The sequence below is a fragment of the Bacillus cereus group sp. BfR-BA-01311 genome (genome assembly GCF_022664295.1).
Taxonomy (GTDB): Bacteria; Bacillota; Bacilli; order Bacillales; family Bacillaceae_G; genus Bacillus_A; species Bacillus_A cereus.
This window is the reverse complement of the sequence record NZ_JAKUHC010000005.1, coordinates 306756-326813: the sequence shown is the minus strand read 5'-3', so window position 1 is coordinate 326813 and position 20058 is coordinate 306756. Positions and strand designations below refer to the sequence as shown.

The following is a 20058-nucleotide window of genomic DNA, read 5'->3' as shown; positions in this document are numbered from 1 at the left end:
CTTTAAATTGCATATTTTAAAACAAATTTCGACACCCACCTTACTAATCAATTCAGATTCCTATTCATTATGTAAACTTTTCAGTTTTAAACTATAAAAAAAGAACCGATTAACCACACTAATCAGTTCGTCATGACGCTCTCTTATGGGTTAATACTGTCAATTGCTAAAATAAATAGAAAAATGAAGTTTACAAATTCATCCTACAGCCTATAACACAAAACCTTTTCATAACTTCATTCACAATTACTATCGGGATATCCCTATCCCGAAGTGGCACTCCTTTCCTCAGATTCAAAGTATCTTTCCTTTATAATTTATGTAGGACAATTATCACTTTGTATGTGTATTTGCCTATAATTAAAAAAATCCCTAGTTTTCTAGCGATTTTTGGACATGTATTCAATATGTTAATTGAAATGCACTTTCAATTTGGCATTTATTTTACTTTCGTACAGTCATATGTACTGCTTTACTCTGCGAAATTCTCGTAAGCACCAGCACCTCTTTATGAAAACATATTTGTTGTCAATTTTTAATTTTCCCTTTATAAAACCATTTTTTTGCATAACCGCTTTCTTGCTTCGCATATAGTTTTAATGATGACAAAGGAGGAATGTTCATGTCTCAATCTGAAATCGAAAAATATGGACAAGAAGTTACACAATACGAACAACTCGCACGTTACTATCAGTTTCGTAATCCTAAAAAATATATAGAATTATATATGAAATATTACGATGCACTATCAAAACTTGTACAGGCGTATGAAACAAGAGACTCACAAGAAGCTGCTTTACCGTCACATATAAGAATTTTTCATGCCGATCCAAATATACCAGCGGTTGACATTTTAGTAAACGGACAAAAGGTTATTAAAAATATTTCATTTAAGCAATTCAGCCCTTATTTATCATTAGTGCAAGGTAAATACCGTATAGATATTGTTCCTGTCGGAAATGAAACTCCAATCTTTTCAGCGTTGGTACCAATAATGGGAAATCATACTTATACTCTTGCTGCAATAAATAGTGATAATCACCTACAATTACAGCCTATACTTGATAATACACATTTACCAGCTGGTCAAGCCAAAATACGGTTTGCACATTTCTCTCCAGATACCCCTGTTGTAAACGTAGATTTAAAAGATGGGGATCATTTATTTGAAAATGTACTCTTTAAACAAATAACAGATTTTTTGCAAGTTAGCCCTGGTACAGCAGATATTGAAATTTCACTCGCAGATAATAAAAACGTTTTATTGACTATACCAAAATTCAATGTTGAACCAAATGTTATTTATACAATTTCAATAGTAGGTTATTCAACTAAAGATCCTAAATTAGAAGCCGTTATACTCACAAATTAAAACAGTCTACACCATTCATTTGGTGTAGACTGTTTATTTTTGAAATGCAATTTGAAATTCTGTCCAATCGTTATCTGATCGACACATAATGGATCCATTATGTTTTTCCACAATTTGTTTACATACAAATAATCCAATACCAGTTCCTAACTTTTTAGTAGTTACAAATGGTTCAAAAATCGTTTCTACATTTTCAGCTGGAATCATTGGTCCATTATTTTTTATCACAATTCGAATAGCTTGATCTTCTTCAAATACATCAATGATAATTTTTCGTTCTTCTTTCATTGATTCAAGAGCATCAATTGAATTCATTAATATGTTTAAAAATACTTGTCTCACTTCACTCCGATAACCAACAAGCGGAATTGGATACGGTAGATTCTTTTCAATCAAAACATTCGCATTGACCAAACTCGGATATAAGAATTGTATAATGTCTTGAAACAAGTCATTAAGCCAAAACCGTTCCGATTCATTCCACATTTCTTTTTTCGATACGAGTAAAAATTGCGAAATACGAAAATTTAATTGATCTAATTCATGCGAAATAATATCTAAATACGATAAACTCGGATGATCCGCCTTTAATAATTTAACAAACCCCATAATGGAAGTAAGCGGATTACGAAATTCATGTACAAAACTAGCTGACATTTGCCCTAAAATCGTCAGCCTTTCTTTATGTGTTTCGTTAATATATTGCTGTTTTTCCTCTAAATTCTTCGATATAATTTCCGAGTATTTTAAAACGGTATAATAAATTAGTTTGTCAAAACAAGTATGTATTTTTGCCATAATTGGTTTCAATTCACGAGCGCTAACATCTAATTCACACATCGCTTCGAAAAGTTCATTTCTTCCCACGTTTGCGTTATAAACAAAATCTCCAATATTCGCATCTGCTCCAGCACGTTCAATAGCAATTTTCTCACATAACGGTTGAAGATAATTTATATCTTTATCTTCCATAGTAAGTTCGATAATTAACTCTAGTAAATCCTCTCCATTTTGAACTACTTCTAGTTTAAATGGATCTTTTTCGGAAATTATCATTTTGTTTTTCCAGTTCTCTACGAATTGGTGCCTATTGTTTTTCAAGTGTGAACAAAATATTTCTTTAATATCCTTATCGATTGGAAAAACCTCCATTCCCTCCATTTCCATACGACGAATACCCTTTATATTTTGAATATTAACACAAAAAATACGATTCGTTAATAGATTTTTGTCACATTTTGTTAATTTCTGTTGATAAAATTATTTTTTCTTTCTTATTTAACTAATTGTATACAAATCCCCTTTTTCCTTCACATATTTTCATTATTTCCGTAGTCAAAACGACTTTTTTTGCATCATTTTTAATTCTTGCGTACAATAGAAAATGAAAGGTGTGAAAAATATGGTAAATAAAAATGTGGAAGATTATCTCCAAGAAGGCATTTACGGCCAAAAGCAAAACAAACCAGAAGAACGTAATATGTATTTAACTACATTACGTGAGCGTGTGGAAATCGCTTTAACAATCGGTCAAGTAATGCAAAGTAATGTATACTCTGAAGTGGCGGGTAGCATGCGCTCTTCTCAATCATTACAACTCCTCCTAAATGGTGGCATTGCTTACCCACATTTATCAAAATACATTAAATTAGCAAACGAAAAAAATGTTCCTTTTACAATTGTTCAAAATAAAGATACAAAAACACCAATCGGTTTAGTATTAACTCATGCTACTGCTATAGATAAAGAACAAATTTATGTAGAAGATACTATTTTCAAACAAGAAATGAAGTAAAAGTTACACTTAATTAAATAGTTACTAGAAGCGTAAAAAACGAGTATGGAATCGTAAACATTTCCTACTCGTTTTTTAGTGCAAGTTTTAAGTTTTTCCACTTTATTTTTTAATACATACTAATTTCATTTCTGTCATTTCTTCTATTGCATATTTAATTCCTTCGCGTCCCGTGCCACTTTCTTTCACACCACCATAAGGCATATGATCTACTCTGAACGTTGGAATATCATTAATCATGACACCACCAACCTCTAGCTCATCAATTGCACGCATTGCTTTAAATAAATTATTTGTAAATACTCCTGCCTGTAAGCCGTAACGCGAATTATTTACTTGCTCAATCGCTACATCAAATTCTTTAAATGTATTTACTGTCATGAGTGGACCGAATACTTCTTGGCACTGCACAGATACATGATCTGGAACATTTGTTAATACAGTCGGTTCAAAAATTCTTGCATCCTGCTTCTTACCACCACATAAAACAGTTGCTCCTTCCTTAATTGCTTCTTGAACCCACATATCAATTCGCTCTACATCTCTTTTTGAAATTAAAGCTGATACATCCGTTTCCTCAAGCAATGGATCACCAACAACAACTGATTCCATCGCTTTCTTTAGCTTTGAGAGAAATTCATGTATTTTCGTTTCATGTACAAAAACACGTTGTACTGAAATACAAACTTGCCCATTATTAACAAATGCTCCCCATTTTACACGTTCAATTATTTCATCTGTTAACTCTACATCTTCATCAATAATAACAGCAGCATTTGAGCCTAGTTCTAACGTAACTCGTTTTAGCCCAGCCTTTTGTTTTATTCCGATTCCAACTTTTGGACTTCCGGTAAAAGTAATAGAAGCAACGTAATCATTTTTGACGATTGCCTCACCAACCGTGGAGCCAGGGCCAGAAATGATATTTAAAGCTCCATTTGGCAATCCTGCCTCTTCAAATAACTCAACTAATGCATAAGATGATAATGGCGTTTGATCAGCTGGCTTTAATACAACTGTATTTCCGGCAGCGATTGCTGGTCCAACTTTATGCGCTACTAAATTTAATGGGAAATTAAATGGTGTAATAGCCCCTATAACCCCAATCGGCTTTCGGATTGTATATGCAATACGCCCATCTGCACCAGGTGCGGCGTCTAATGGCAATGTCTCACCATATATACGCTTCGCTTCTTCAGCTGCAAATTTGTATGTTTGAACAGTACGATCTACTTCTCCCCTTGCAGCACGTATTGGTTTTGCAGCTTCTTTTGCAATAATCTCTGCAAATTCTTCTCTTCTTTCATCCATTTTTTGTGCAACTTTCTCTAAAATAGTCGCACGATCATATGCAGATAATTTATTCATTTTTGTCATTGCATTTTTTGCAGCGGTAACAGCCTCTTTTACATCTTCTTCCGTGCCTTGTGCAATTTCCGCTAATGTTTCTTCAGAATATGGTGCGTATAATGGTTTATACGTGTTTACAGATTTCCAATCTCCATTTATATATAAATGCTTTTTCATAATTCTTCTCCTTCCAAATATATGTATACAACAATACTTCACCTAGTGAAAGGTTTGACTTATGTCATTGTATCATAGCCCTTATCCCTCAAAAAACATTATGCTCAAAAAAACTCTGCTATATAGCAGAGTTTACGAGCTAATTTGCTCTTGTAACGAAATTTGTTTTTCATCTTCTAAAATAACAATCGATTCTACTATCTTTGTAACTTCTAATCTTTTTATATAATGTCCATCTAATTCTTTCACACAAAACTTATAATTTTCAATTTCAATGGAATCCTCTTCAGCAATCTCTATATTCTTCGTTAAAATCCAACCACCGATTGTATCAACACCATCATCATCAATCCCTAAACCAAATAACGTATTCACTTCACTAACAAGTACTTTTCCCTCTAGTATCGTCTTCGTTTCACTAACTTGTTGAATTTCTGGCTGCTCATCCGTATCAAACTCATCCTGAATATCTCCAACAATTTCTTCCAGAATATCTTCAACAGTAACAAGTCCAGATGTTCCACCATATTCATCTATCAATATAGCAATATGTGTTCTTTCTTTTTGCATTTTTAAAAACAAATCATGAATTGGAATAGAATCGATAACTAAAATAATTGGTCTCATATATTGCTCTACTGTCTTCTTATTAACAGCTTTATGTTGTACAAATTCAGTAAAAATATCTTTAAAATTCACAAAACCTATTACGTGGTCTTTGTCGCCATCAACAACTGGATACCTTGTATATTTTTCACGAGACATTTTTTGCAAAGCTTCTTCAGCAGGCATCTCTTTACTTATAATATTCATTTCAGTTCGAGGTACCATTATTTCTTTTGCAATCCGATCATCAAATTCAAAAATTTTATTCACATATTTATATTCAGATTGATTAATCTCACCATTTCTATAACTTTCTGAAACTAACAACCGTAATTCTTCTTCTGAATGAACCTCATCATGCCCCTTCGGCGGTTTCAGCCCTAGCAGCTTCGTAATGATTCGAGCTGAACCATTTAATAGCCAAATGAATGGGAATGCAATACGATAAAAGAAAATTAACGGTTTAGAAACAAGCAAACTCACTTGTTCAGATTTTTGAATTGCAAATGTTTTTGGGGCCAATTCCCCTATTACAACATGTAAAAAAGTAATTAACAAAAATACTAAAATTACAGCAAAAATGTCTGCTAGTTGAGTAGAGATATTCCAATTTGCAAAAAGCGTATCAAACATTTGCTTTAACGCAGGTTTACCAAACCACCCAATTCCTAAAGCTGTAACAGTAATTCCTAGCTGACAAGCAGATAAATATTCGTCTAAGTTTGTAATGACTGTTTTGACCGATGTTGCACGATTATTTCCTTCTGCAATTAAATAGTCAATTCGTGAACTTCTCACTTTAACAATTGCAAATTCTGCTGCAACGAAAAATGCCGTTAAGGCAATTAAAACAATCACTATACTTATACTATATATGTCCAAATACTTTTCCTTACTTACTTTGTAAGCAAGGAAGCCACCTCCTACTTAATTTTATTCAAGTGAAGTAAGCATTCTAATACTCTAACAAAATTCTACATTAGCAACCACCTTTTTATATATTATATGCATACATAAAAAAGATATTTATCATTATGATAATCTAATTCATTTACACTCGTCAAATTATTCTAAATGTTACGATAAGACATTTTTATTTAAAAGAACTATTCTCCTCAACTCAATTTCGTGAAAAAACACTTTCTTTGCCGATTCCACACTTCTTTTGTCGCACTAGAAGGGAACTTACTTCATAGCTCGAAATCATTCAACAGGATATATATAGGAGGGATTATTTTGGAATATAAAACACCATTTATCGCAAAGAAATTAGGTGTTAGCCCAAAGGCTGTTGTCCGGATCGCGCAACAATTAAATCTTACGATAGAGAAAAACAAATATGGCCACTTTATTTTCACACAAGAGGATGTCGATCAAATGTTAGAACACCATCGATTTCAAATAGAGCAATCTCAAAATTCTCAATCTACTCAAAAGGCTTCCTCAAATGAAGTTGAGGAATTAAAAACTCAAGTTAATACAATTGTTCAAAACATATCATCGAATGATTTTGAGCAATTAGCTAATCAATTAAACACTATTACGAGAAGACTTGATCGAATGGAAGAACAAATGCAAGATAAGGCAAATGATGTCGTCACGTACCAACTTTTACAACACCGTCGTGAAATGGAGGAAATGTTAGAGCGAATTCAAAAGTTAGAAGCTGCCCTAACGAAAGAAGAACCCATTTATATTACTCCGGATTCAAAACCAACATATGAACGAGAAAAGAAACCGAAGCGCCGCAAAATGATTTTTAGTATATTTGGATTATAATTTTTAGACCCTTATTAAAATAATAAGGGTCTTTTTTAATGAAGAGTTATATCCTATACAAATATTATTCTCTTTATTATACATATTCACTTCGCTTTATTTCGTTAACATAATATTTTTACTGTATTCTGTAATTAATGCCTGTGCATGAGCATTCCCTTGAATCACATCACGAAATTCTTTTAAAGAATACAAATGCGTAACCCCTTTTCGAGCATGAATTCTTACTGGTACACCTTGTAAAGTATCATGAAACTGAAAAGGATTATCTATTGGTTCAATTGGAAAACCAAGTGTAAGTAAATACATATACATTCTTTTTGTTACTGCTGCAATGTACCATTCAGCTTTTGTTTCTAACGCATGTATAAATAAAATAGCTGTTAGCCTTTTGAAATGTCCTCTTCCACGAGACGTTTTCGAAATACTTAACTTGCCTATTTCATATACATTCTTCAAATCTTTTACTAAATCATTTTTAGAAAACGGATAGAAAAACTCAGAATTCGATTGTTCAGGTACCGTATACTTAATACATTCTACTGTACCAATAGGATGTTCATCTTCTATTAATAAAAATCGTGATGGATTTAAATTACGTTCTACGAACATTAAATTTCTTTCTTCACAAAAATCTCCCCATAGTTGCTCGAACCCAAAATGTTCTTCCTTTGTTTGAACACGCTGGAACATATTTAACCGCCTTTCCCATCGCCGCTCTGTTTTTTTGATAACGCTTTCACTACCTATCATATAAGAACAAATCTTCGTATGCAACTAAAAATATTTATGACTTATTATATTCTGCAAAATGAATTAGATTCCAATTTAATCGACTTTTATCCCGCGCTCACATTCCTTTTAATAACACATTTGTAGCACTTTTCAAATCTAAATTACACTACGTTTCTTTCCATACAGCATATAATTCTTCTTAATCTAAAGAAATCCTTTATGAAAAAGGATTTCTTTTACTTCTTAATGCTTTTTAGCCATTTTTCAAAAATTTGTACCATCCCATGTTTTCCAGCTAATTTCTCTTCCCCTTGTTTCGTCTTATATGGATATAACTGCAAGAAAACACCGCATCCAGACTCAATTTTTTTACTATGCATATGGCTTCCTGGATATACACAAATGACTTCATAAATTGACCTTCGATAATAGACTCGCTTTCCATCCTGTTCTTCTACATACTTTATAGACCAGTACTTATACATTTGCTCAGTTGCTTTCGTATTTCCGACGTGCTGAAAAATATTGTACATTGGACTATACTTCACTTCAATAATAATAGAAGATTTATATACGTATTTCCCATCTTCTTTTACATAACAGTCTAAGCGAATATCTGGCTTCTTCGTATCCTCACCATTGTAAAAATTACTACCTTTACTTAATGCAATAAGAGGATGTGTTTCAATTAAGTCATTAAATGCGACATGCACTTTTATATCATCTCGTTCTAAAACTACTGTCGTTCCATCTTGTAATCCATCTACATAAAAATGTTCTTGTATTTGTTCACGGATGGAGTTTCTAGCCTCAAAACCAATTTGCTCTAAAAGTGAAATAACGATAAAAAAAGCGTAATATTCATACACTAAAAACGTTGGCTTATAAACAAATAATAATGATGGAGATTGATCCGTATATTGCGGGAGTACTTCTAAATGATGTAGTAATTGTTGATGTGGTATCGATAAATCATGTAAGTTCATGTTACTTGTTTCAGTAACTTCCCTCCAAAATGAAGAGTGCATTAACATTTGAAAGTATTGTACATTTTCATGCACAATATGCGCCAATATTTTATATTCTTGTATTTTCATTGAGCTCTTTCGTAAATCGGCTTCTTTTAGTAAATGTATATTTTTATATTTTTGCTTCTCTCTATCGGTTACTGATCCATTACGCTCAATTGTTTGTATAATCGTTTTTACAGCTTGAAACTCTTCTGATTTTTTCTTTTTTTCTCTTTCTAATATTTCAATTGTTTGACGTAAAAAACTTTTAGCTTCAATTAAATAATGATAAAATTGCATCGCTTTATATTTAAGAAATGCATTTTCCTTACTATTTTTTTGTTCCATAAACTTACGATTATAATGTTTGGCATAAGGTTTTCGTTCTGCCACTATAGTTCCTTTTCTTGTTGGCTTTCGCTCTTTTCCTTCCCATTTATATTCATTTATAAATTTTGAGCTTGATTCTATTTTCTTAAAGATTTGCTTTATCATTTTCATTTTTTGCGGTAACTTTCTAAGTAACACTAAATAAGAAGAATCCTCAATATCGCTAAGTGCAGAGAAGGTTTTTTTATAGTAACCTCTATCCAAAATCAACTCATTTAAAATTGACTTCACATAGTCTTGAATCATTTCAAATTGATCATCAAAAAAGTTTTTCGGTACGATTTGAAATGCGCCATAATACGTTGTATCTTCTATAAGCACTTCAAAATGGTATAGACCACAGCGCCATGGATAAAAGAATTCTGTTTTCCCGTGTTCATATATTAATACTCTTTGTTTTTTTTCATTTATTTCATATTGAGCCTCTTTTATATTTTTCTGTCCCTCATATACTTTATTCCATATAAAAGTAATATTCATTGGGATTTCATAATTGTACTGCAATCTTATTGGTTTTAATTCTTGTACTTTATAAATACATTGAACTAATGCTGTAGTAGATGTACAAAGACGATTTAATAAAATATAATCTCCTTTCCCCTCATTTCCAATGATTAACTTTAATACAAAAGGGAGCGTTTCATTCGTATCAACGATTTTTGTTTCATAACGCCCTTCATTTTGCATATCCATACAACTCCAGTTCTCTACGTTTTTCTCGTATATATGCTAAAGAATGTTCAAATGTAGATACTCTGTTTGCAAGTGTAGATTGCAAAAGAGGTACTAAGGTCGCCCCCCTTTTTGCTTCTTCAGAAAGTAAAGGCCCAACCATCATTTCGGTCCCTCTGATTTTCGTCAATACACGCTGCTTTATTTGTAAATCAAACCCCTCTTCTCTACTAATCATATAGGTATGGTTATTTTGAAACGGTATGTTTTGCAAATAAGTCGCAATTGCATTTGCACATCGGAAAGAAATTCCCTTAGACGCGTCATGTGATGACAATACGACATGCAACTTATCTAATAGCTCTAATTCTTCTTCAGAAAACACTTCAATCATCGCTTTATTTCTCATCCAATTTATCCGAAATTCTCCCGCCGTTACTTTCAAAGGTGGATGTAATACGACTTTCCCCTGTTCCATGCCCATCTCACAAAACGGAATTTTCTGTAACGTTATTAGGTTCGTTCGGTCTAATAATCGATCAGAGAGCTCTTTCGTTGTTTCATCAAAATTTACAGTACCTACAAATATAATATTTTCTCCAATTTCAATTGTTGATGGAATTGAATTCTCTATGTCCTGTACACCCTCATACAAGTTTAAAATACGATTTTTTGTTTCAAGTTCAAGAACAGATAGAAACGGAGTAAACCAATGCTCAATATGAGACATGTTCATTTCATCAAAAACGATTATATACAGTTGATTTGGATTTTCTTTCGCCTTCATTAATGTCCTAACTAACTTCGCTTCAGATTCAATAAAAGTACCATTTGGATGAAGGTAACCAAGTAAATCATGTGGTTCTTGATACGATGGCGAAATTGGAATCCAAACCAACTCTTCCCCATACTGTAACCCTAATGCTTCTGCATAAGTTTGCACAAAACGTGATTTCCCAACGCCCGGTATACCACCAAGAATCGTTAACATATTTGTTTTTACACTTATATGGAAATTATAAATATCCGTTTCATCCAAATATAACCCTTTATTATGCACCATACTTTGTACATACTGTAAAAAGGACGATTCACGCTCATCCCATTCCCATTCATCTTTTTGTATTTTTATATCCTCTACTTCAACTAGCTTACCTTCTTCATGCATTCGTTTTTTTAATTGCTCATATACATAATCACTTACAAAATATAATTGATCTTCTACCGCTATTTCTACATACTTCGTCCAGTCACTGCAGTTTATATATTTACATTCACGTTTCTGTTCAAAATAGGCGATTGAGCTAATTGATGACTTTAGGGATATGTTTCCGTACAGTCTTCCATCGTGCCACAATAATTCGGGAGGCTCAAAGTCTTTCGGAAATTTTGGCATAAGAAATGATAAATAACCGTTGCTAAGTTTTCGCTCTAAAGATTCTCTTTTTTTATGATTTGTAACTTTAGGTGCCGGAATCATTTTATAGCTGCTTGCTATTTCTTTCGGTTCTTCTGTACATATTAACTCCACGTATACATTTCCTCTTTCATAATAAAGACGAAACATTACTAATTGCTTTTCTAATTTCCTCTTCTTTAATTCCGAAAAGATTTTTTCATTCTTTTTATTGCTACATAACCCTTCAAATACATATGGTTCATTTGTAAATTGTTCCTGTAAAGTGAATGGTATTGGCGATAAGCAGTGTACAAAGAAATTCTCTCCACTCTTCTCTTTCTCAGCTTTTGTAAATTTCCCTAAAAATCTCATATAGTACATTCGTTTTATAAAACTTGGCTGAAGAGCTTTATGTAATTTCACCTTAGTCACCTTCTTTTTTCATACTATTCTTAGTGTATGAAAGAAACGAAAAACTAGAAATAAAAAACCTGACGTTATCCGCCAGGTTCAAAATAAAAACTTATATTAATGAGAAGGAAATGCTTTTTTCTCTTGTAAAATTGCATTATGAGCAATTTTCATTTTCGCAAGTACGTAACGTAATCGATCTTCAGCGTTTTCATCTTTACTTATTTGTAATTCCGCCAAATTTTCAACAGAACTTGCTAAATTTTCAATGACTCCTCTTAGTTCAGGATGATGATTAAAAAAAGATTCTTGCACTAATACTTTCCTTAACTCACTAGCTAAATCAATTATTCTAGACAACTGTTCTTTTTCTTCCATTCTCATCCCTCCTGAATATCTTATGTAGTAAATATTCTCTAAACAAAGAAAAAAGCCCTTTAAATCAAAAGGACTTTTTACATTTTTATATTTCCAGTTAATAACATATATATTGATGTGATAGCCGCAACAATAATTGCCCACATCACATACTTCTCTGCACCTACAAAGCAACGGTTCCCTTGTTCTTTTCTTGCAAACGTGTAAACAATAATTCCAATTCCATACACAATTGAAACGAGTAGTAAATTCTTTAAACCAGCTGCATAAAGAAGCCATACAGAGTAAATAGAAGCAATTAAAGCTAACGCTCCGTTTTTTAATTTAGCGTCTTTTAGTTCGTTTGTAATGACTAATTTAAATTGGAATAACGCTGATAATAAATATGGTAATAAAATTGATGTTGATGCAATGAAATACATAATTTGATATGTTGATTCCGAAAACAAAACGATGATAAATATAATTTGGGCAACACCATTTGAAATCCATAATGCCATGTGCGGTGTTTGCTTCTTATTTGTTTTCGTAAAGACTTTCGGAAATACGCCATCTTTTCCTGCTACATGAGAAATTTCAGAAACAAGTAAAAACCAGCCAATTAATGTACCGACAAGTGAAGCAACTAATCCGATGTTAATCGCAACTGCACCCCATGGACCAACAACGTGCTCTAATACATGTCCCATGGACGGAGTTTCTAACACAGAAAGTTCGCCTCTTGTCATAGCTCCCATTGACAGGACAGAAATTAAAATATAAATGGACATTACTAAAATAAGTCCCAATACTGTTGCCTTACCAACATCTCGACTATTCTTCGCTCTTCCAGATAATACAACCGCTCCTTCAACTCCAATGAAAACCCAAAGTGTTACAAGCATTGTATTTTTCACTTGGCCAAGTATAGCGGAAAGTGAGATCGTTCCTTCTCCCCAAAAATCATGTGTAAATGTGTCCCAGCGAAAGGCTGTTACCATTACAACAATAAATAAAACGATTGGAACTAACTTCCCTATTGTTGCGATCACATTCATAATAGAAGCTTCACGGATTCCAAATAAAATTAAAAAATGAAGTGTCCATAATAAAAGTGATGCCCCAACGATAGACGCAACATTATTTCCTCCTTTGAAAATTGGAAAGAAATAACCTAATGTACTAAACAGTAACATAATTGTTGCGACATTACCTAAGATTCCTGCTAGCCAATATCCCCAAGCACTATTAAACCCAATATATTCACCGAAACCAGCACGTGCATAACTATAAATTCCACCTTCAAGTTCCGGTTTTTGTCTTGCTAACGTTTGATATACGAGCGCAAGTGGAATCATTCCCATCGCTGTAATACACCAGCCAATTATTATTGCACCACTGTTTGCTCCTACTGCTAAATCATGCGGTAAACTAAAAACACCGCCACCAACCATTGTTCCAACTACTAATGCGATTAATGGAAAAAATCCTAACTTCTTTTCTATTTGTACCACCCCATCTGTCATTCTAGGTGTTATGTTCGTTCAACTATTAAAGTCACCTTTTTCTCTAATAGACGTTTCTCTTATATTTTTTCAGGAAAACATTACTTATTCTAAAAGAAAATGAGCAAAAATGGAATACTTTTTTGAAAAAATGTATAAGTATGCACAAAAAAACCGCTCATTTTGTAATGAACGGTCATTTCAAACATATAAATTTGTATATTTCTTGTAAATTTAACGAAGTAACTTCTCTTTTTGTAAAAATTGTTTTGCGACTTCTTCACTACTTTTACCATTTACGTTAACTTCATAATTCATTTTTCGCATTTCTTCATCTGTAATCTTTCCAGATAATTTATTTAATACCTTTTCAAGTTCAGGATATTTCTGTAACGTTTCTTTTCTTAATAATGGTGCTCCTTGATAAGGTGGGAATAACCCTTTATCATCTTTCAGCACTTTCAGTCCGTATTGCTCCAATTCACTATCTGTTGAATATGCATCAATTACGTTAACATCTCCAGATTCAATTGCGCTATAACGCAGCTTCGGCTCCATCGTTTTAACATTCGAGAACTTATAGTTATATAATTTTTGCATTCCTTTATAACCATCTTCACGATCAGCAAATTCCAATGTAAATCCTACTTTGGCTTCCTGTGCAACATTCCCTAAATCAGAAATTGTATTTATATTCTTTTGATCTGCTATTTTTTTCGGCATAGCTAGTGCATATGTATTGTTATACTCCATTGGCTTCAACATAATCATATTATATTTCTTTTCCATTCCAATGCGAGCCTGCTCATATACTTCATCACGATTTGTACTCTTTGGTTCTTCTTTCACGAAAGTAGATAAAGCTGTTCCTGAAAATTCTGGGTATATATCTACTTCCCCTGATTTCAACGCTTCAAATACAAATGCTGTTTTTCCAAGACCTGGTTTTAATTGTACGTGTAAATCTGTATCTTGTTCAATAAGCTGCTTATACATTTGAATTAAAATTTCAGGTTCTGATCCAAGTTTGCCCGCAATAACAATATCTTTCTTTTCTGTACTCCAAAGAAATGGAGAAGCAATCATTATACAAACAATACATATCGTCAATATAACACGCTTAGAAGAGCGTTTCGGTCGTTCAAGTATGCGAAGTACTATATCAAAGAATAAAGCGAGTAACGCGGCTGGTACGGCCCCTAAAATGATAAGTGCATGATCATTTCGATCTATACCTAATAGTATAAGCTTACCGAGCCCACCAGCACCAATGAGAGCTGCTAATGTAGCCGTTCCAACAATTAATACCATCGCTGTACGAATACCGGCCATAATGATAGGCAATGCAAGAGGAAGTTCTACCTTCCACAATCTTCTCCAACTATTCATCCCCATAGCTTTCGCGGCTTCTATTAGAGATTCATCTAATTCCCTTATTCCTGTATATGTATTTCGTAAAATAGGTAATAGTGCATACACAACTAATGCGATAATCGCTGGAAGTTTTCCGATTCCTACTAATGGAATTAATAGTCCGAGTAATGCAAGTGATGGCACTGTCTGCATTACTGCAGAAGTTCCTATTATAAATTCAGCCATTCGTTCTTTTCTTGTTAATAAGATGCCAAGTGGCACCGCTATAATTACTGCAAAAAATAATGAAATAAGCGATATTTGTAAATGCTCACTTAATGCAGTTAGTAATTCTATTTTTCGTTCTTGGAACGTTTGTATAAAATTAGTCACTGTTTAGCCTCTTTCCTTCATTTGTTCAACAATGTAATTGACAATATGACGACTTGTTAACGCTCCAATATATTGACCGTTTTTTTCAACTGGAACGACCTCCTCATCACGCACACGAACTAACGCTTCTTGTAAAGAAGAATGTAATGATAGCGCCTGCCCTTCTAATTGCACACTTTGATCAAGCGGCAATACATCTGCTATACTTTTCCCCTGATACCAAGTTCGTCCGCGATTTCCAATAAACTCCTCTACAAATTCATTTTTCGGATTATGTATAATTCCTTCTGGTGTATCTAGTTGAACAACTTTTCCTTCTTTCATAATACAAATGCGATTTCCAAGTGATAATGCTTCTTGCATATCATGTGTTACAAATACGATTGTTTTTTGAATCTTTTTTTGCAACTGTACAATATCCTTCTGAAGCTGTTCCCTACTTAATGGATCTAACGCACTAAATGGTTCATCCATAAGAACGATTTTCGGGTTTGCAGCTAATGCTCGCACGACACCGACACGTTGTTTTTGTCCTCCTGACAATTCATCAGGCATACGATTTCGATAAATATCCGGATCTAATCCAACCATATGTAACAATTCATCGACGCGTGCTTTAATTTCTTTTTTGCTCCATTGCCTCATTTCAGGAACAATTGCAATATTTTCAGCAATTGTCATATGAGGAAACAAAGCAATCTGTTGCAACACGTATCCTATATCCCAACGTAATTCGTTTATATTATATTGTTGAATATCTTTTCCATCGATTAAAATCGATCCTTCAGTCGTTTCGATTAAACGATTAATCATCTTCATTGTCGTTGTTTTACCGCATCCACTCGGACCGATGAGAACAAAAAATTCTCCCTTTTTAATTTCTAAATGCAATGAATCCACTGCTTTCGTGCCATCTTCATACGATTTTGACACATGATTAAATTGAATCACAAATACAACTCCTTTAATGTTGTTTCCTTTATTTTGATGGAATATGGCATTCATTTCAAATGATACGCTTTTAAATTAAAAAAGAGCTCACATTTGAGCTCTAACGGTCGAACAATATTGTTTTCATAATAGCAGCATATTCGCGAACATACATTTTTCTCTTAGAACGAATTGGTGTTTCAGCAGCTAGTGCCTCCATCTTCATGCCTAATCGCTTTGCAATTATTTTCGTTCGATATAAATGATACGTATTACTTACAACTACTGCATGTTTCACATTATATAAATCCATACTAAACTTTAAGTTTTCATACGTATTTGTAGATTGATCTTCTATTAAAATACGACTCTCATCTATACCGTGTACCATTAAATAGTTTCTCATGCTGTGAGCTTCCGGTATATCTTCATCTTCTCCTTGACCACCTGAAACAATTACTTTCGCTTCAGGATGGGAAAATAAATACTCCACCGCTACATCCAAACGATTTTGAAGAGATAAAGACGGTCTATCTCCAAATAACTTTGCACCCAGTATAAGAACGTACGGAGAGTGATAGCTCAACTTTTCACGAGCAACTTTGTTCATTCTAAACGTCATATAAATGATGTATAGTGGCGGTAATAATAAAATGATAAGAAAGATCCATTTATTCATAAATAAGTTTGCACTCCCTTTCTTTTTATTATACAGAAAAAGAAAGGGCGGCAGAAGTGTTTTTTAAACGATTGATTTATTAGAAACATTCGCCGCTACTTTACGTTGTGATAGTACATAATAAATAGCGATTCCTAATGAGAAGATCAATATGCAGCTTAATACGTAAAACGGAAGCATTACTCCGGCTTTAGATACACCCGCTGTAAACAGCATTAATAATACAATTCGTATTCCAGTACCAATTAGGCGAAATAAGCTGTCTACACGTCCCATTACTTCGTTTGGAATTTCCTCCATCATCAATACATTTCTCGCCACTCTTGTACCCGCATTTCCAACTGCATGAAAAATTGCAAGTCCATATAAGAAAATTACGGAAGGTTCAATAATCATTGCGGTAATTGAAATTACATAAATGAACATCGTCATAACGATTGAAACTTCTGTTTTTACATATTTCATTATGAGTGGAATACAGATTCCTGCAACAACCGCTCCGACACCGTACATCGTGCCCTCTATTGCGTATACAGAGGCATTGGCTTTAAGTATATCCGAAATATAAACTGGTATTAAATAATTTGCCATCATAACGCCTATAAACGGCATATAAGTGGCCAGTAAGAACCAAAAGAGCTTAGGACGTTTTTTCATAAAGTGAATTCCTTCAAACAATTGCTTCTTAAATGTTATTTTTCTTTTCACTTCTTTTTTCTTTACGTACGGTATACATAAGAAAAGAAAAAATGCTCCAGCAAAAGTTAACATGTCTACTAACAAAATCCACTTCAAAGATACAATTTCAATTAAGAAGCTCGCAGCCGCTCCAGAAATAACTTGTGTTAACTGTCCTTGTATTTCCATCGTTCCACTTAAACTTTTATAATGTTCTGCTTGAAATATCTCTTGGTTGAACGCAAATATTGTAGGATAAAACAATAAATAGTAGAATGATCCGGCTATATAAATAAGAATATAGTGAATAGAATGATAAGGTTGCCCAGCAAATCCCCATATAACCATTATTCCGATTACGGCTATTCCGATTCCTTCGTTACATAGCAATAAAGATTTTCTTGAAAAACGATCAATACTTTGCCCAATGAATGGTGTTAATAAAAACATAATGAGGGTTGCAATGATAGAAACATAACCAAATGTTGTCTCTCCTCCACTCTCTTTAATTAACAGCCAAGGAATCGTTATCATAACAATTCCGGAACCAATAGCAGATAGACTATTGGCTCCTAGAATGTAATACAAGCGAGAATCATGATAAAGTGAGGACATATCATTCCACTCCTAGTTGTTTTTTCACCTCTTTATATACGCTCATATATGCTTTTAATTCTTTAACTACATCATGAATTAATGGTTTTGCATCTTCTCCAAGTTCACCATCTTGCACATGTAATCCATCAAGCACAACTTGTTTTGGAATTGCATTTGCATAAACACCTCTAGCGACCGTTCGCATGCTGTTTAATGCATTTATTCCACCTTTACCGCCACCAGCAACCGCTAACAACGCAACTGGTTTATGAATAAATTCACTACTACTTAAGTAATCTAAAGAGTTTTTCAGCGCACCGCTCATCGCATTATGATATTCTGGTGTACATAATACAACCCCATCCGCAGCTTTCACTAACGTTTTTAATTTTTTTACTGCCTCTAAATCACGTTGCGACTCTTCTCCATTGTATAAAGGTAACTCCTCAATTGCTAAATCATATAATTCCCCTTCAAATTGATCCGCAATATATTTTGCCACCACGCGAGTTCTACCAAATTTTCTTGGTGTACCGTTAATAACGACTAGTTTCATGATTATTTCTCCCCTTTGTTTTCAAGTTCTACTTATATATTATCAGAAATTTCTATACAAAACACAATATAAAGAGTTAACTTGTTTCATAAAATAGTATGATAAACAAAAAAGAACTCATACTTTCGTATGAGTTTCGTACAATTACTTTGATTCATCTCTCATGCTCAATGTACCTAAACTTTCATTTGCTTCAAAATGATTATATGCTTTTTCCGCTAATCTTTTCCGTTCTTCTGGTAATTCTATATATTTCATTACGTTTTCAATTATTTTTTCGTACGGAGTAAATACAATTCCTGGCCACTCTACCTCATCTTCTGGATTACTATTTTCGGAAATAATAAATTTCTTATTTGCGACTGCATAAGACACGCGAGGTGTTTCAAGAATTCCTGATAAGTAAAAATGAATATTTAATATAATTTTAGCTCTAGCAATCAATTCATTTCTAACAATTCCCCACGCATTATTTTTAAAAACTATATTTAAATTCGGCGCAACCGCTTTTAGGTGGTCAAAAATAGCTTGCCGCCTCGGATTAAGAGCACCTATAAACAGAATATCAATATCTTCAATAATCTCATCTTCAAACGCATCTTTTTTTATTTCCAAAGTTGGAGCATAGTTCATTTCTACATGTTTTATTTCTTTTCCTACCCCTTTTTGTTTAAGCCATTCTATATTTTGTTTACTATAATCCCAAATCACTCTATCTTTTAATAATATTAAATAAAGGGGATGCGCATATGGACTTCCTTCGTATAGCTGTTCTAAATTATAAATAATTGCATCTTTCGGAAGAAGGTTCGGGTTATATGCGTATGTATGGGCTCCAAAAACAACTGTATTCTTTACATTTTCCAGTATTGTTTCTGATATAATTACTGTATTTCCCTCCTGCTCCAACCGCCACTTTAAAGCTCGCGCAACATCTATGAAACTACCGTATGTCTTTGGGCATATAAAAAGACAATAATCATATTCTTTATTCAAATAAACTTCCATTAATCTTAAATTATTTTTATATAAATCTACATCTGGATGTTTAAGTACCAACTCATTTGCATGTTTTCTTGCTACTTTATATAATCCAGCATAATAAGCAGCGATGCATCTTCTTAATTCGATTCTTTCCCGGTCCTCATCTAATACATCCATGTTTAAAAGAAGATTTGCGATACAATACGCTTTTAAATGATCACGATCATAATAATAGTCTAGTAGTGGCATCAATTCTTCATACGTATTTCCATGCACCGATTCTCCTAGTTCAATCGCCCATCGCATTAATTCCATGGTTACTCCACTACT

Annotated in this window: 17 protein-coding genes; 3 read left to right on the top strand and 14 right to left on the bottom strand. The window is 33.3% G+C overall.

Annotated features, from left to right (window positions below):
• Positions 1-622: 622 nt before the first annotated feature.
• Positions 623-1372 (top strand): DUF4397 domain-containing protein, encoded by a 750-nt coding sequence (locus tag MR136_RS14830; RefSeq protein ID WP_000083284.1) that lies wholly within the window; start codon positions 623-625, stop codon positions 1370-1372.
• Positions 1373-1405: 33 nt separating this feature from the next.
• Here the strand turns inward: MR136_RS14830 and MR136_RS14825 are convergent, their stop codons facing one another.
• Positions 1406-2539: a BA2291 family sporulation histidine kinase gene (locus tag MR136_RS14825; RefSeq protein WP_000425086.1), complete on the bottom strand. Its 1134-nt coding sequence runs from the start codon at positions 2537-2539 to the stop codon at positions 1406-1408.
• 235 nt (positions 2540-2774) lie between these two features.
• Here MR136_RS14825 and MR136_RS14820 point away from each other — a divergent pair, with 235 nt between their 5' ends.
• On the top strand, positions 2775-3167 hold the full coding sequence (locus MR136_RS14820) for a YueI family protein (protein WP_000247558.1): 393 nt from the start codon (positions 2775-2777) through the stop codon (positions 3165-3167).
• 102 nt (positions 3168-3269) lie between these two features.
• Here MR136_RS14820 and MR136_RS14815 read toward each other — a convergent pair whose 3' ends face one another.
• Positions 3270-4694: an aldehyde dehydrogenase family protein gene (locus tag MR136_RS14815; RefSeq protein WP_078420973.1), complete on the bottom strand. Its 1425-nt coding sequence runs from the start codon at positions 4692-4694 to the stop codon at positions 3270-3272.
• 132 nt (positions 4695-4826) lie between these two features.
• Positions 4827-6182, bottom strand: a complete 1356-nt coding sequence (locus tag MR136_RS14810; RefSeq protein WP_000356250.1) for a hemolysin family protein — start codon at positions 6180-6182, stop codon at positions 4827-4829.
• Between the two features lie 354 nt (positions 6183-6536).
• Here MR136_RS14810 and racA point away from each other — a divergent pair, with 354 nt between their 5' ends.
• The gene (gene racA / locus MR136_RS14805; RefSeq protein ID WP_000456023.1) at positions 6537-7079 is read left to right on the top strand and encodes a chromosome-anchoring protein RacA; all 543 of its coding nucleotides are present in this window, start codon (positions 6537-6539) and stop codon (positions 7077-7079) included.
• Positions 7080-7175: 96 nt separating this feature from the next.
• On the opposite strand, the gene MR136_RS14800 is transcribed toward racA, so the two are convergent.
• The 11 genes from MR136_RS14800 to MR136_RS14750 form a co-directional block, all read right to left on the bottom strand.
• Entirely contained in the window at positions 7176-7772 is a 597-nt protein-coding gene (locus tag MR136_RS14800; protein WP_000487796.1) for a hypothetical protein, read from the bottom strand.
• A 278-nt stretch (positions 7773-8050) separates the two neighbouring features.
• Entirely contained in the window at positions 8051-9901 is a 1851-nt protein-coding gene (locus MR136_RS14795) for a hypothetical protein (protein ID WP_061457153.1), read from the bottom strand.
• Positions 9891-11708 (bottom strand): AAA family ATPase, encoded by a 1818-nt coding sequence (locus MR136_RS14790; protein ID WP_000766187.1) that lies wholly within the window; start codon positions 11706-11708, stop codon positions 9891-9893. Before MR136_RS14790 ends, MR136_RS14795 begins: the two co-directional genes overlap by 11 nt.
• Positions 11709-11813: 105 nt before the next feature.
• Positions 11814-12074 (bottom strand): hypothetical protein, encoded by a 261-nt coding sequence (locus tag MR136_RS14785; protein WP_000391445.1) that lies wholly within the window; start codon positions 12072-12074, stop codon positions 11814-11816.
• Between the two features lie 77 nt (positions 12075-12151).
• Positions 12152-13579: a basic amino acid/polyamine antiporter gene (locus tag MR136_RS14780; RefSeq protein WP_000129444.1), complete on the bottom strand. Its 1428-nt coding sequence runs from the start codon at positions 13577-13579 to the stop codon at positions 12152-12154.
• 213 nt (positions 13580-13792) lie between these two features.
• On the bottom strand, positions 13793-15304 hold the full coding sequence (locus MR136_RS14775) for an ABC transporter permease/substrate-binding protein (protein ID WP_000181014.1): 1512 nt from the start codon (positions 15302-15304) through the stop codon (positions 13793-13795).
• Positions 15305-15307: 3 nt separating this feature from the next.
• Entirely contained in the window at positions 15308-16255 is a 948-nt protein-coding gene (locus MR136_RS14770; RefSeq protein WP_061457152.1) for an ABC transporter ATP-binding protein, read from the bottom strand.
• A gap of 100 nt (positions 16256-16355) precedes the next feature.
• Positions 16356-16913, bottom strand: a complete 558-nt coding sequence (locus MR136_RS14765) for a YdcF family protein (RefSeq protein WP_001045715.1) — start codon at positions 16911-16913, stop codon at positions 16356-16358.
• Between the two features lie 63 nt (positions 16914-16976).
• The gene (locus MR136_RS14760; protein WP_000097165.1) at positions 16977-18206 is read right to left on the bottom strand and encodes an MFS transporter; all 1230 of its coding nucleotides are present in this window, start codon (positions 18204-18206) and stop codon (positions 16977-16979) included.
• A 1-nt stretch (position 18207) separates the two neighbouring features.
• Complete coding sequence (locus tag MR136_RS14755) at positions 18208-18744, bottom strand: NADPH-dependent FMN reductase (protein WP_000780355.1); 537 nt, start codon at positions 18742-18744, stop codon at positions 18208-18210.
• A 144-nt stretch (positions 18745-18888) separates the two neighbouring features.
• Positions 18889-20043 (bottom strand): CgeB family protein, encoded by a 1155-nt coding sequence (locus MR136_RS14750; protein ID WP_017674115.1) that lies wholly within the window; start codon positions 20041-20043, stop codon positions 18889-18891.
• Between the last annotated feature and the right edge of the window lie 15 nt (positions 20044-20058).

What these genes read in the sequence shown, in the direction of transcription:
- MR136_RS14780 (WP_000129444.1), bottom strand. Translation starts at nt 13,579, where the DNA reads ATGACAGATGGGGTGGTACAAATAGAAAAGAAGTTAGGATTTTTTCCA.
- MR136_RS14760 (WP_000097165.1), bottom strand. Translation starts at nt 18,206, where the DNA reads ATGTCCTCACTTTATCATGATTCTCGCTTGTATTACATTCTAGGAGCC.
- MR136_RS14830 (WP_000083284.1), top strand. Translation starts at nt 623, where the DNA reads ATGTCTCAATCTGAAATCGAAAAATATGGACAAGAAGTTACACAATAC.
- MR136_RS14820 (WP_000247558.1), top strand. Translation starts at nt 2,775, where the DNA reads ATGGTAAATAAAAATGTGGAAGATTATCTCCAAGAAGGCATTTACGGC.
- MR136_RS14785 (WP_000391445.1), bottom strand. Translation starts at nt 12,074, where the DNA reads ATGGAAGAAAAAGAACAGTTGTCTAGAATAATTGATTTAGCTAGTGAG.
- MR136_RS14795 (WP_061457153.1), bottom strand. Translation starts at nt 9,901, where the DNA reads ATGCAAAATGAAGGGCGTTATGAAACAAAAATCGTTGATACGAATGAA.
- MR136_RS14825 (WP_000425086.1), bottom strand. Translation starts at nt 2,539, where the DNA reads ATGGAAATGGAGGGAATGGAGGTTTTTCCAATCGATAAGGATATTAAA.
- MR136_RS14815 (WP_078420973.1), bottom strand. Translation starts at nt 4,694, where the DNA reads ATGAAAAAGCATTTATATATAAATGGAGATTGGAAATCTGTAAACACG.
- MR136_RS14750 (WP_017674115.1), bottom strand. Translation starts at nt 20,043, where the DNA reads ATGGAATTAATGCGATGGGCGATTGAACTAGGAGAATCGGTGCATGGA.
- MR136_RS14755 (WP_000780355.1), bottom strand. Translation starts at nt 18,744, where the DNA reads ATGAAACTAGTCGTTATTAACGGTACACCAAGAAAATTTGGTAGAACT.
- MR136_RS14800 (WP_000487796.1), bottom strand. Translation starts at nt 7,772, where the DNA reads ATGTTCCAGCGTGTTCAAACAAAGGAAGAACATTTTGGGTTCGAGCAA.
- MR136_RS14765 (WP_001045715.1), bottom strand. Translation starts at nt 16,913, where the DNA reads ATGAATAAATGGATCTTTCTTATCATTTTATTATTACCGCCACTATAC.